Origin of the sequence: Sphingomonas sanguinis (assembly GCF_001476905.1) — a bacterium.
In the GTDB taxonomy this organism is placed as follows: domain Bacteria; phylum Pseudomonadota; class Alphaproteobacteria; order Sphingomonadales; family Sphingomonadaceae; genus Sphingomonas; species Sphingomonas sanguinis_B.
In genome coordinates, this window is record NZ_LDTE01000144.1 from 1 (window position 1) to 11,839 (window position 11,839).

Consider the following 11,839-nt stretch of genomic DNA (forward strand, 5'->3'; position numbering starts at 1 on the left):
CCCCTCCCGCAAGCGGGAGGGGATGGGGGAGGGCCGTCTCCACAAGTAGCCCCCGTCGGAGGTTGGTGCCCGAACGGGTCCGCCTGTCCCGCCGCCACCCTCTTGATCACAACCCGCCCGAGCGTCCTGATCGTCTTCTACCGCGCCTATCTCGCCGCCGCCGATCTGGAGCCCATCGCCGCGCTCTACGCCGCCCTGTCCGAACGCGGTTTCGACCCCATCGCGCTGTTCGTCCCCTCGCTCAAGGCCGAGGGCGCAGGCCCCTGGATCGCGCGCTGGATCAAAGCCCTTGCCCCCGCCGCAGTCGTCAACGCCACCGCCTTCTCCGCACGCGGCGACGACGACACCACCCCCCTCGACGGCGCGGGCGTTCCGGTGTTCCAGGTCGCGCTCGCCACCAGCGATCGGGCGGGCTGGGAAGGCTCGGCGCGGGGGCTGTCGCCCGCCGACCTCGCCATGCATGTCGTCCTCCCCGAGATCGACGGACGCCTGTTTGCGGGCGTCGTCAGCTTCAAGCAGCCCGGGGAGCGCGACCCCGACTTCGACATCGCGCTGCGTCTCCACCGTGCCGAGCCCGAGCGGATCGCGGCGGTGGCGGACAAGGTGGCGGGCTGGGCCAGGCTGGCGACGACCCCGGCGGTGGAGCGGCGGCTGGCGATCCTGCTGTCGACCTATCCGGGCAAGGACTGGCAGGCCGCCCATGCGGTCGGGCTGGACGGCTTCGCCTCGACGGCGGCGATCCTCGCCGATCTGGGCGAGGCGGGTTATGACATGGCGTGTCCGGCCGATCTGCCCGAAGCGTTGCTAGAGAGTCGCATCGCTTGGCCGGTGGCGGCCTACCGCGCGGCGCTGTCCACGCTGCCCGAATCCTTGCGCGCCGATTTGCAGGAGAGCTGGGGCGCGGTCGAGGACGATCCGCTGGTGGAGGGCGATGCCTTTCATTTCCCTGCCCTGACGCTCGGCAAGGCCATCGTCGCGCTCCAGCCCGAACGGGGGCGGCGCGACGTACGCGCGGACGAATATCACGATCTTTCGCGCTGCCCGCGTCACTCCTACGTCGCCTTCTACCTCTGGCTCCGTGCGCAAGCCACGCACGCGCTGGTCCATGTCGGCGCCCACGGCACGCTGGAATGGCTGCCCGGCAAGGCGGTCGCGCTATCGGACGCCTGCTGGCCCGAAGCGCTCACCCGCGACTGGCCGGTCCTCTATCCCTTCATCGTCAATGATCCGGGCGAGGCAGCGCAGGCCAAGCGGCGGCTGGGCGCGGTGACGATTGGTCATGTCCCCCCGGCCTTGGTTCAGGCGGAGACCGGCGCGGGGCTGGGGCGGCTGGAGGCGCTGCTCGACGAATATGCCAATGCCGATGGCCTCGACCCCGCCCGCCGCGACCGGCTGCGCACGAGCATCGCCGAGGAGGCGGACAGCGTCGGTCTGGGCGAGACGCTCGGGCTGGCGGGGGCAGACGATCCGCTCGCCCGGATCGACGCCTTTGTCTGTGACGTGAAGGACAGCCAGTTCGGCGAAGGGCTGCACGTCTTTGGCCGGGGTGAGCAGGGTGCGGCGGAACGCACCGGGCTGCTGGCGGGGTTGGACGGCAAGCGGGTCGCGGCGGGACCGTCGGGTTCGCCCTATCGGGGCCGCGCCGATGTGCTGCCGACGGGCCGCAATCTCTACGCGATCGATCCGCGTGCGGTGCCGAGCCGTGCCGCACAAGCGCAGGGCGTGAAACTCGCCGAGGAACTGATCCGCCGCCACATGCAGGAGGAGGGCGATCACCTCCGCAGCCTGATCGTCGATCTTTGGGGTTCCGCGACGATGCGGACCGCAGGCGAGGAGTTCGCCATGGCGCTGCACTTGATCGGGGTCGAGCCGGTGTGGGACCATCGCTCCGAACGGGTGACGGGGTTCGAGGTGATGCCGCTGATGCGCTTCGACCGTCCGCGCGTCGATGTGACGTTGCGCGTGTCGGGACTGTTCCGCGACGCCTTTCCGCATCTGGTCGCACTGTTCGGGCAGGCGGTGCGGGCGCTGGCCGCGCGCGACGAAGCGCCGGACTGGAACCCGTTTGTCGGACAGGCGGCCCCGCGCGTCTATGGCCCCGCGCCGGGGCGTTATGGCATCGGGCTGGACCCGAATGCGGGCTATGACGACGCCGCGCGGATCGAGGCGGGGCAGAGCTGGCTTGCCGCCTCGGCGACCGCGCTCGACGATGGCGACCGGCGCGATGCGGCAGGGATCGCGGCGCGGGTGGCGGGGGCGCAGGCCTTTGTCCACCTCCATGACCTGCCCGAAAGCGATCTGCTGCTGGCCGCCGATTATGCCGCGCATCAGGCGGGTTTTGCGGCAGCGCGCGTGGCGTTGGGGGAGGGCGCAGCGTCGCTCTATCATCTCGACACGCGCGACCCCCAGCGTCCCAAGGCACGGACGTTGGCCGAGGAGATCGCCCGCACCGTCCATGCCCGCGCCGCCCACCCGCGCTGGGTGGAGGGGATGATGGCGCATGGCTTCCGGGGCGCGGCGGAGATCGCCGCAACGCTCGACCATCTGGGCAGCTTCGCGCATTTGGCGGACGCGGTGCCCGCCGCGCTGATCGACCTCTATTGGGATGCGACGCTGGCCCGCGACGCGGTGCGCGATTTCATGGCGCAGGCGAACCCGGCGGCGCTGGCGGCGATGGAGGCGCGCTTTGCCGCGCTCCACGCGGCGGGACTGTGGCGGACGCGGCGCAATTCGGTGCTGGCGATGCTGGACGGCGCGGCATGAGCGACTTCGTCGTCAAGGGCTGGTGCCCCGATGCGTGGCGGCCGATGATGGCGGGCGACGGCCTGCTGGTGCGCGTCCGCCCGCCGCTGGGGCGGTTGACGGCGGCGCAGGTGGAAGGGCTGTGCGAGGCGGCGAACGTCCATGGCAATGGCCAGATCGACCTGACCGCCCGCGCGAACCTACAATTGCGCGGCGTGACCGAGGCGGGATGGCCCATACTGATCGCGGAATTGCAGGCGTTGGGGCTGGTCGATGCCGATCCGCAGCGGGAAAAGCGGGGTGGGATCCTCGTCAACCCGGACTGGCATGAGGGCGACGACACCCATGCCATCGCCAGCGAATTGCGGGCGCGGCTGGCCGAATTGCCCGAGCTGCCGGGCAAGGTCGGCTTCGTGGTCGATGCGGGGCGTTCGCCGGTGCTGATGGGAGCGTCCGGCGATTTTCGGGTCGAGCGGGCGGCCGATGGCGGCTTGCTGCTGCGCGCTGACGAGCGCCCGCGCGGCGTGACCGTCACGCCCGCGACAGCCGTCAATGCCTTGATTCGGCTGGCGCACTGGTTCGTCGAAAGCGACGGCCGCTCTGCCGGGCGGATGGCGCGCCACATGGCCGTTTTGCCCGACTGGGCGGCAGATGATGCCGTGCCCGCTGCGCCCGGGGTGCCGACTCAGCCGGGCTCCCACCCGATGGGGGCGGTCTATGGCCTGCCCTTCGGCCGGATCGCGGCCGCGTCGCTGGCCGCCCTTGTTCATATGCATGGTTGCGCCGTTCGTCTCACCCCGTGGCGGTTGCTGATCGCGGAGGGCGTCGCCACCGTGCCCGTCGCCGGAATGCTGCTCGCCGATAGTCCCATCCTCCATGTCGACGCCTGTGTCGGCGCGCCCGCCTGTCCGCAGGCGAGCGTCGAAACCCGCGATCTGGCCACCCGCCTCGCGCCGCTGGTCGACGGCCATTTGCACGTCTCGGGTTGCGCAAAGGGCTGCGCACGGGCACGGGCGGCGGACTGGGTGCTGACCGGGCGGGCGGGGGCGTTCGATCTGGCCCGCAACGCCCGCGCCGGGGCCGCGCCCCTTCACACCGGATTGACGCCCGAGCGGGCGGTCGCGCTTCTCGGAGCCTGTTGATGCCGTACACTTACGAAACCGATGGCGCGGCGATCTATCGCCAGTCCTTCGCCATCATCCGCGCCGAGGCGGAGCTGGCGCGCTTCCATGCGGAAGAAGAGCCGGTTGCCGTCCGCATGATCCACGCCGCCGGGCTGGTCGAACTCGCGCCCTCGATCCACTTTTCGGCCGGTTTCGCGGTGGCGGGGCGACAGGCGCTGGCGAAAGGCGCGGCGATCCTGTGCGATGCGCATATGGTCAGCGAAGGCGTCACGCGCGCGCGACTGCCGGCCGACAATCCGGTGATCTGCACCCTTCGGGACCCGTCGGTGCCCGCGCTGGCGAAGGAAATGGGCACGACCCGTTCCGCCGCGGCGCTGGAGCTGTGGCGGCCGTATCTGGCGGGGGCGCTGGTGGCGATCGGCAATGCGCCGACCGCGCTCTTCCACCTGCTGACCATGCTCGAAGACCCCGACTGCCCGCGCCCGGCGGCGATCATCGGCTGTCCGGTCGGCTTTGTCGGCGCGATGGAGTCGAAGGACGCACTCTGGGAGGCGCAGCCGGTGCCCTGCGCCATCGTGAAGGGCCGCCCCGGCGGCAGCGCGATCACCGTCGCGGCGATCAACGCGCTGGCGAGCCGCGCCGAATGACGATGGGTACGATCCACGGCGTCGGCTTGGGGCCGGGCGCGGCGGACCTGATGAGCGTCCGCGCCGACCGGCTGGTGCGCGGGGCGCGGCATGTCGCCTATTTCCGCAAGGCCGGACGGCGCGGCCATGCGCGCACCATCGTCGACGGAATGCTGCGGGCCGATGTGATCGAATATCCGATGGACTATCCGGTCACGACCGAGATCCTGTTCACCGACCCGCGCTATAACGAGTGCCTGGCGGCCTTCTATGCGGAGTGCACCGCACATATCCTGTCGCTGGTACAGGGCGGCGAGGATGTGGTGGTGCTGTGCGAGGGCGATCCCTTCTTCTACGGCTCGTTCATGCACCTGCACAGCCGGTTGAAGGACTACGCCCCCGTCGCGGTCGTGCCCGGCATCACCGGCATGTCGGGCGCCTGGACCGCCAGCGGCGCGCCGATCACTTGGGGCGACGATGTGCTGACCGTCGCGATGGCGACCCTGCCCGAGACGGAGCTGACCCGCCGCATTGCCGAGACCGACGCGCTGGTCGTCATGAAGATCGGCCGCCACCTGGCCAAGCTGCGCCGCGCCATCGCCGCGGCGGGGCGGACGGAGCAGGCCTGGCTGGTCGAACATGCCGCGCAGGCCGGGGAGCGCGTCCGCCGCTTGGTGGAGGTGGAGGATGCGCCCGCCCCCTATTTCTCGATCGCGCTGATCCATGGACAGGGGCGGCGGCCGTGAGTGGCTGGTTGATCGTCGTGGGACTGGGGCCGGGCGCGGAGGCGATGGTGACGCCCGAGGTATCGGCGGTCCTGGCCGAGGCGACCGATGTCGTCGGCTATATCCCCTATGTCGCGCGCGTACCCGAGCGGCCCGGTCTGACCCGCCATGCCAGCGACAACCGGGTCGAGCGCGACCGCGCGCTCCACGCGCTGGAGATGGCGGAGGCAGGGCGGCGCGTCGTCGTCGTATCCTCGGGCGATCCGGGCGTGTTCGCCATGGCGGCGGCGATCTTCGAGCGGGTCGAGGAAGACCCCGCCCGCTGGCACGATCTCGACATCCGCGTCCTGCCCGGTATCACCGCGATGCTGGCGGCGAGCGCGCGGGCGGGGGCGCCGCTTGGGCATGATTTCTGCGCGATCAACCTGTCGGATAATCTCAAGCCGCAGGTACTGATCGAGCGGCGGCTGGCGCTGGCGGCGGAGGCGGATTTCGCCATCGCGCTCTACAATCCCCGGTCCAAGGCGCGGCCCGATGCGCTGGACGCGGCCTTTGCGCTGCTGCGCGAGACATGCGGAGATCACCGCCCGGTGCTGTTCGCCCGCGCCGTGTCGACACCCGAAGAGGCCCTGCGCATCGTGCCCTTGCCGGAAGCGCGCGGCGACATGGCCGATATGCGCACCGTCGTCATCATCGGCTCCAGCCGCACGCGGATCGTCCCCCATGCGGGGCAGGCGATCCTCTACACACCCCGGACGACGCTGTGATCCAGCCAGTCCAGCACGGCCGCGACGCTGCCGACCTGCGGGCGGGGCGGGATGAAGGGCCGGTCGATCATCACCACCGGCAGACCGAGTTCGCGCGCCGCGTCGAGCTTCGCCCGTGCGCCGGAGCCCCCGGCATTCTTGGCGACCACTACCTGAATCCGGTGTTCACGCAGCAGCGTCAATTCCCCCTCCAGCGTGAAGGGACCGCGATCGACCACCAGTCGGTGGTTCGGAAAAGCGGCGGGCTCCGCCGCATCGACGAAGCGCAACAGGTAGAAATGCTGTGCAGCATGCGTGAAGTCGCCGATGGTCTGGCGACCGAGCGCCAGGAAGACGCGCATCGGTTCGGTGCCGAGCCTGGACACCGCTTCGCCGGTATCGCCCACGCGCGTCCAGCGGTCGCCGGGACCCTCCACCCATTCGGGCCGGGTCAGCGCGAGAAGCGGGACACCCGCCGAGCCCGCCGCCGCGATCGCATTGGCGCTGATCCGCGCGGCAAAGGGATGGGTGGCGTCGACCAGATGGGTCACGCCTTCACGGCGCATGTGGGCGGCCAGCCCCTCGACGCCGCCGAACCCGCCCACGCGCGTCGGGATCGCCTGTGCGCGCGGCGCTTCGGTGCGGCCCGCATAGCTCAGCACCGCGCGTTCGCCGCGTGCCGCCAGCGCGGTGGCCAGGGCGCTGGCCTCGGTCGTGCCGCCGAGCAGAAGGATATGGCGCATGGCTGACTCCCAGGCGTGGCTGACGATCGTCGGGATCGGCGAAGATGGCTGGGACGGCCTGACCGCCCCCGCGCGCGCCGCGATCCTGGCGGCCGATAGCGTGATGGGCGCGCCGCGTCACCTGTCGTTGCTGGCCGAGCAGGGCCGGGCGGAGCGGATCGTCTGGCCCGTTCCCTTTGCCGATGGCGTTCCCATGCTGCTCGAACGGAAGGCTGAGCGGGTGGTGATGCTCGCCTCGGGCGATCCCTTCTGGTTCGGGGCGGGGTCTGTCGTGACCCGCCATCTGGAGCCTGACGAGTGGGTGGCCTATCCGGCACCCTCTACCTTGTCGCTGGCGGCGGCGCGGCTGGGCTGGCCGGTCGAGACGATCCAGAGCGTCGGGCTGCACGCCCGGCCCGTCGAGACGCTCCGCCCGCATCTGGCACCAGGGCAGCGCATCCTGGCGCTGATGCGCGATGGAGCCTCGGTGACCGGGCTGGCGGCATGGCTGGCCGAAGAGGGTTTCGGCGACAGCGCGCTGACCGTGCTGGAGGCGCTGGGTGGCCCACGCGAGCGGGTGCGCGTCTGCAAGGCGAACGCGCTCGACTGGACCGACATTGCCCACCCGGTCGCGGTGGCGATCGAACCTGCCGGGGCGGGCCGCGTGCTGCCCCGGGCCAGCGGCCTGGACGACGACTGGTTTGCGCATGACGGACAGATCACCAAGCGTCCCGTCCGTGCGCTCGCCCTGTCCGCGCTGGCACCGCGACCAGGCGAGTTGTTGTGGGACATCGGCACCGGATCGGGATCGGTCGCCATCGAATGGCTATTGAGCGACCCCACGACCCGCGCGATTGGATTCGAGCGCGATCCCGATCGGCTCGCCCGTGCTGCCGTGAACTCCGCGCGGCTGGGTGTCGAGCGGCTGGAACTGGTCGAGGGCGATGCGGTTTCGGAGCTGGCCGAGCGTCCGCACCCCGATGCGGTGTTCGTCGGCGGCGGCTTATCGCGACCGCTGGTCGAGGCGCTGCGGACGTTGCCCCGCTGTCGCCTCGTCGCGCATGCCGTCACGCTGGAGACCGAGGCTTTGCTCGCTGAATGCCATGCCCGTTATGGCGGGGAGCTGCTGCGCATCGAACTGGCCCGCGCACGACCGCTCGGCACCAAGCGGGGATGGAAGGCGAGCTATCCCATAGTGCAATGGCGGGTCGCATGGTGATCGCCGGTTTCGGATGCCGGGCGGAGGCGACCATCGAGTCCTTCCGCAGCGCGCTGGCCGCAACGGGTATGCGCCCCAATGCGCTGGCCGTGCCCGCCGACCGGGCGGGGGTGATCGCCCCATTCGCCGAGGCCGGGGGGCTGGCCGTCCACCCCGTCGCCGCCGATCTGCTGTCAGGCATCGATACCCCGACCCGCTCGACCGTCAGCTTGGCCGCACGCGGTGTCGGCAGCGTCGCCGAAGCCGCAGCACTCGCCGCCGCCGGGCCGGGCGCGCGGATCGTCGCTACCCGTGTAATTTCCTCCGACCGCATGGCCACCTGCGCCATTGCCCAAGGACCCGAATCATGACCGTCCACTTCATCGGCGCCGGACCCGGTGCCCCCGACCTGCTGACCCTGCGGGGCCGCGACCTGATCGCCGCCTGTCCGGTGTGCCTCTATGCCGGATCGCTGGTGCCGGAGGCGGTGCTGGCGCACTGCCCGCCCGGTGCAAGGATCGTGAACACCGCGCCGATGACGCTCGACGAGATCATGGCCGAAATTGCGGACGCCCATGCCAAGGGCCAGGACGTCGCGCGGCTCCACTCCGGCGACTTGTCGGTCTGGTCTGCGATGGGCGAGCAGGTCAGGCGCTTGCGCGAACTGGGCATCCCCGTGTCGGTGACGCCGGGCGTGCCGTCCTTCGCGGCGGCCGCAGCGGTGCTGGAAAGCGAGCTGACGCTCCCCGGCATCGCCCAGTCGGTGATCCTGACGCGCACTCCCGGCCGCGCCAGCGCCATGCCGGAGGGGGAGTCGCTGACCGCCTTCGCCGCGACCGGCGCGACGCTGGCCGTGCATCTGTCGATCCACAATCTGGCGAAGGTGGTGGCCGATCTGACCCCGCATTACGGTGCCGATTGCCCGGTTGCGATCGTCTGGCGCGCCAGTTGGCCCGAGCAGCGGATCGTCCGCGCGACGCTATCGACCATTGCGGAGGCCGCCGCCGATGGGCCGGAGCGGACCGCGCTGATCCTGGTCGGTCGCGTGCTTGCCCCAAGCGATTTCGCCGAGAGCCGGTTGTATGCGGAGGGCTATGACCGCCGCTATCGTCCGGGGAACAGCGTAGAATGACACCGGGCCTGATGATCGCCGCGCCCGCCTCGGGCACGGGCAAGACGACGGTGATGCTGGGCCTGCTCCGCGCGTTCCGCGATGCGGGGCTGGCCGTGCAGCCGTTCAAGAGCGGCCCCGATTATATCGACCCCGCCTTCCACCGCGCGGCCTGTGGGCGTGCGTCGTTCAACCTCGACGGCTGGGCGATGCCCGCCACGCTGCTCGACATACTGGGCCAACGCGGGGCGGATGCCGAGTTGGTGCTGGCGGAGGGTTCGATGGGGCTGTTCGACGGCGTCGCCAAACCCGGCGCGACCGGCATGGGCAGCAGTGCCGAGACGGCCAGGCGCATGGGCTGGCCCGTCATACTGGTCATCGATGTATCGGGACAGGCGCAATCGGCGGCGGCGACCGCGCTGGGCTTTGCGCGCTACGACCCCGAATTGCGGGTGGCGGGCGTGATCCTCAACCGCGTGGCGAGTCCGCGTCACGAGCGGTTGGCGAAGCTGGGTTTCGAGGAGATCGGCCTGCCGGTCTTCGGCGCGCTGCCCCGGCGCGGCGATCTGGTCCTGCCCGAGCGGCATCTGGGGCTGGTGCAGGCGGTCGAACATCCCGAACTCGACCGACTGATCGGCGACTATGCGGCGTTTCTGGCGGCGCATGTCGATCTGGAAGCAGTGCGCGCGGCGGCCTATGCCAAGCCCGTCACGCCCGGGTCCGGTACGCTCCCCCCGCCGCCCGCGCAGCGGATCGCGCTGGCGCAGGATGCGGCCTTTTCCTTCGTCTATCCGCATATGCTGGAGGGCTGGCGTGCGGGCGGCGCGGAGATTTTGCCTTTCTCGCCGCTCGCCGACCAAGGCCCCGATGCGTCGGCCGATCTGGTCTGGCTTCCGGGCGGCTATCCCGAGTTGCACGCCGGGCGACTGGCGGCGGCGGAGACGTTCCGCGCCGGGCTCGCCGCCCATGCCACGACCAAACCGATCCATGGCGAGTGCGGCGGCTATATGGCGCTGGGTGAGGCATTGATCGATGCCGAGGGCGCCAGTCACCGCATGGCGGGCCTGCTCGGCCTCGTGACCAGCTATGCCAAGCGCAGGATGCATCTCGGCTATCGCCGCGCGACCCTGCTCGGCGAGGTGGCGGGGATGCCCGAGGGTGCGGTGCTGGGGGGGCATGAGTTTCATTACTCGACCGTCCTCGAACAACCCGATGCGCCGCTCGCCCATGTCGTCGATGCGCAGGGAGATGCGGTGCCGGAGACCGGGTCGCGGCGTGGGGCCGTGACCGGCACTTTCTTCCATCTGGTGGCGCGCTGGTGGTGAGGGGCTTTGTCTCTCTTGTCGGCGCGGGGCCGGGCGATCCCGAACTGCTGACGCTGAAGGCGGTGCGTTGTCTGGGTGCGGCCGATGTCGTGTTGTTTGACGATCTCGCCGCCGGGCCGATGCTGAGCCATTGCCGCGCCGACGCCGAACTGATCGCGGTCGGCAAGCGGGCGGGCCGTGCCTCGCCCAAACAGGGTGAGATCGACCGGCTGCTGGTCGATCATGCGCTGAGCGGCAAGCGCGTCGTGCGATTGAAGTCCGGCGATCCGGGTATCTTCGGGCGGCTGGAGGAAGAAATTTCCGCGTTGAAGGTTGCGGGTATCGCTTTCGAAATCGTTCCCGGCGTCAGCACGGCGAGCGCGGCGGCCGCGGCGGCGGGCATTCCGCTGACCCGGCGTAACGAGGCGCGGCGGGTGCAGTTCGTGACCGGCCATGACGTGACCGGCGCGCTGCCCGCCGACCGCAACATGGCGGCGCTGGCGGATGCGGGCGCGACGACCGTGGTGTTCATGCCCAAGCGGACCTTTCCCGCGCTGGCCGATGCCCTGGTCGCGGCTGGCCTGTCACGCCAAACCCCCGCCCTGATGGCCGAGCATGTCGGCTGCCCCGACCAGCGGCTGACCCGCGCGACCGTGGGTGCGCTGGCCGCGCAATTGGCGGAAGGGGTGTCGGACAAGGCGGCGCTGATCCTCTACGGCCCATTGATGGAGGATCTGTGATTCATCTCGACCTGATCGGCATCGGCACCGGCAATCCCGATCACCTGACCCGCGCCGCGGAGATGGCGATGCGGAGCGCCGACCTGATCCTGCTGCCACGCAAGGAAGACAAGGCGGCGCTGATCGACCTGCGCCGCGACATCTGTGCACAGGTGCTGGCGGGCACGAGCGTACGGGTGGTCGAGTTCGACCTGCCGATGCGGGCGGGCGAGGGGGCGTACCTTGATACGGTCGAGCGTTGGCACGACGCGATCGCGGAATGCTGGGCGGCAGAGATCGCGGCGCACTTGCCGGACGGCGGGCGGGTGGCGCTGCTCGTATGGGGCGATCCGTCGCTTTACGACAGTACGATCCGCATCGCGCGGCGGCTGGTCGCGGTGGAGCGGGTGACGGTGGTGCCGGGGATCACCAGCCTGCAACTGCTCTGCGCCGCGCACGCCATTCCGTTCAACGCGGTCGGAGCACCGGTGATGGTGACGACCGGGCGGCGCCTGCGCGAGGGCGGCTGGCCTGCGGGGGCGGACAGCGTCGCGGTGATGCTCGACGGGGGATGCGCGTTCACCACGCTGGACCAGCCGGATGCGGCGATATGGTGGGGGGCGTATCTGGGCATGGCGCAGGAGGCGATCGAGGCCGGACGACTGGCGGATGTCGCCGAGCGGATCGTCGCACGCCGGGCGGAGCTACGGCGGGTCCATGGGTGGGTGATGGATGTGTATCTGCTGCGGCGGGGTGGGGATTTGGTGGGGGAGGACTTCCGCCCAAGCCATGTCGCCCGTGGCCTGGCCCCCACCCCAAACC

12 protein-coding genes are annotated in these 11,839 nt (G+C 70.6%); 11 read left to right on the forward strand and 1 reads right to left on the reverse strand.

What is annotated here, in order from left to right; genetic code table 11:
• From cobN to cobJ, 5 genes are all read left to right on the forward strand, one after another.
• On the forward strand, positions 1 to 2,763 hold a 2,763-nt coding region (gene cobN, locus SB4_RS17510), incomplete at its 5' end, for a cobaltochelatase subunit CobN (protein WP_058753613.1).
• Positions 2,760 to 3,884, forward strand: a complete 1,125-nt coding sequence (locus SB4_RS17515; protein ID WP_058753614.1) for a cobalamin biosynthesis protein CobG — start codon at positions 2,760 to 2,762, stop codon at positions 3,882 to 3,884. The genes cobN and SB4_RS17515, both read left to right, overlap by 4 nt.
• The gene (locus SB4_RS17520) at positions 3,884 to 4,513 is read left to right on the forward strand and encodes a precorrin-8X methylmutase (protein WP_058753615.1); all 630 of its coding nucleotides are present in this window, start codon (positions 3,884 to 3,886) and stop codon (positions 4,511 to 4,513) included. The genes SB4_RS17515 and SB4_RS17520 overlap by 1 nt, the downstream gene beginning before the upstream one ends.
• Positions 4,510 to 5,238 (forward strand): precorrin-2 C(20)-methyltransferase, encoded by a 729-nt coding sequence (gene cobI, locus SB4_RS17525; RefSeq protein WP_058753607.1) that lies wholly within the window; start codon positions 4,510 to 4,512, stop codon positions 5,236 to 5,238. Before SB4_RS17520 ends, cobI begins: the two co-directional genes overlap by 4 nt.
• Positions 5,235 to 5,984: a precorrin-3B C(17)-methyltransferase gene (cobJ, locus tag SB4_RS17530; RefSeq protein ID WP_058753608.1), complete on the forward strand. Its 750-nt coding sequence runs from the start codon at positions 5,235 to 5,237 to the stop codon at positions 5,982 to 5,984. The genes cobI and cobJ overlap by 4 nt, the downstream gene beginning before the upstream one ends.
• Here the strand turns inward: cobJ and SB4_RS17535 are convergent.
• Complete coding sequence (locus tag SB4_RS17535) at positions 5,960 to 6,706, reverse strand: cobalt-precorrin-6A reductase (protein WP_058753609.1); 747 nt, start codon at positions 6,704 to 6,706, stop codon at positions 5,960 to 5,962. The two genes, cobJ and SB4_RS17535, sit on opposite strands and share 25 nt — an antisense overlap.
• Here SB4_RS17535 and SB4_RS17540 point away from each other — a divergent pair.
• The 6 genes from SB4_RS17540 to cobF form a co-directional block, all read left to right on the forward strand.
• Positions 6,705 to 7,904, forward strand: coding sequence for a bifunctional cobalt-precorrin-7 (C(5))-methyltransferase/cobalt-precorrin-6B (C(15))-methyltransferase (locus tag SB4_RS17540; protein WP_058753610.1), 1,200 nt, complete (start codon positions 6,705 to 6,707; stop codon positions 7,902 to 7,904). The two genes, SB4_RS17535 and SB4_RS17540, sit on opposite strands and share 2 nt — an antisense overlap.
• The gene (locus SB4_RS17545; RefSeq protein ID WP_058753616.1) at positions 7,898 to 8,254 is read left to right on the forward strand and encodes a cobalamin biosynthesis protein; all 357 of its coding nucleotides are present in this window, start codon (positions 7,898 to 7,900) and stop codon (positions 8,252 to 8,254) included. The genes SB4_RS17540 and SB4_RS17545 overlap by 7 nt, the downstream gene beginning before the upstream one ends.
• Positions 8,251 to 9,015, forward strand: coding sequence for a precorrin-4 C(11)-methyltransferase (gene cobM, locus SB4_RS17550; RefSeq protein WP_058753611.1), 765 nt, complete (start codon positions 8,251 to 8,253; stop codon positions 9,013 to 9,015). The genes SB4_RS17545 and cobM overlap by 4 nt, the downstream gene beginning before the upstream one ends.
• Positions 9,012 to 10,319: a cobyrinic acid a,c-diamide synthase CobB gene (locus SB4_RS17555; protein ID WP_058753612.1), complete on the forward strand. Its 1,308-nt coding sequence runs from the start codon at positions 9,012 to 9,014 to the stop codon at positions 10,317 to 10,319. Before cobM ends, SB4_RS17555 begins: the two co-directional genes overlap by 4 nt.
• Positions 10,316 to 11,038 (forward strand): uroporphyrinogen-III C-methyltransferase, encoded by a 723-nt coding sequence (gene cobA / locus SB4_RS17560; protein WP_058753617.1) that lies wholly within the window; start codon positions 10,316 to 10,318, stop codon positions 11,036 to 11,038. The genes SB4_RS17555 and cobA overlap by 4 nt, the downstream gene beginning before the upstream one ends.
• A partial coding sequence (cobF, locus tag SB4_RS17565) for a precorrin-6A synthase (deacetylating) (RefSeq protein ID WP_082670272.1) occupies positions 11,035 to 11,839 on the forward strand: 805 nt, incomplete at its 3' end. The genes cobA and cobF, both read left to right, overlap by 4 nt.

Bases quoted from the DNA above. Each gene is read 5' to 3' on its own strand.
- SB4_RS17515 (WP_058753614.1), top strand. From the start codon at position 2,760: ATGAGCGACTTCGTCGTCAAGGGCTGGTGCCCCGATGCGTGGCGGCCG.
- SB4_RS17520 (WP_058753615.1), top strand. From the start codon at position 3,884: ATGCCGTACACTTACGAAACCGATGGCGCGGCGATCTATCGCCAGTCC.
- cobI (WP_058753607.1), top strand. From the start codon at position 4,510: ATGACGATGGGTACGATCCACGGCGTCGGCTTGGGGCCGGGCGCGGCG.
- SB4_RS17540 (WP_058753610.1), top strand. From the start codon at position 6,705: ATGGCTGACTCCCAGGCGTGGCTGACGATCGTCGGGATCGGCGAAGAT.
- SB4_RS17535 (WP_058753609.1), bottom strand. From the start codon at position 6,706: ATGCGCCATATCCTTCTGCTCGGCGGCACGACCGAGGCCAGCGCCCTG.
- SB4_RS17545 (WP_058753616.1), top strand. From the start codon at position 7,898: ATGGTGATCGCCGGTTTCGGATGCCGGGCGGAGGCGACCATCGAGTCC.
- cobM (WP_058753611.1), top strand. From the start codon at position 8,251: ATGACCGTCCACTTCATCGGCGCCGGACCCGGTGCCCCCGACCTGCTG.
- SB4_RS17555 (WP_058753612.1), top strand. From the start codon at position 9,012: ATGACACCGGGCCTGATGATCGCCGCGCCCGCCTCGGGCACGGGCAAG.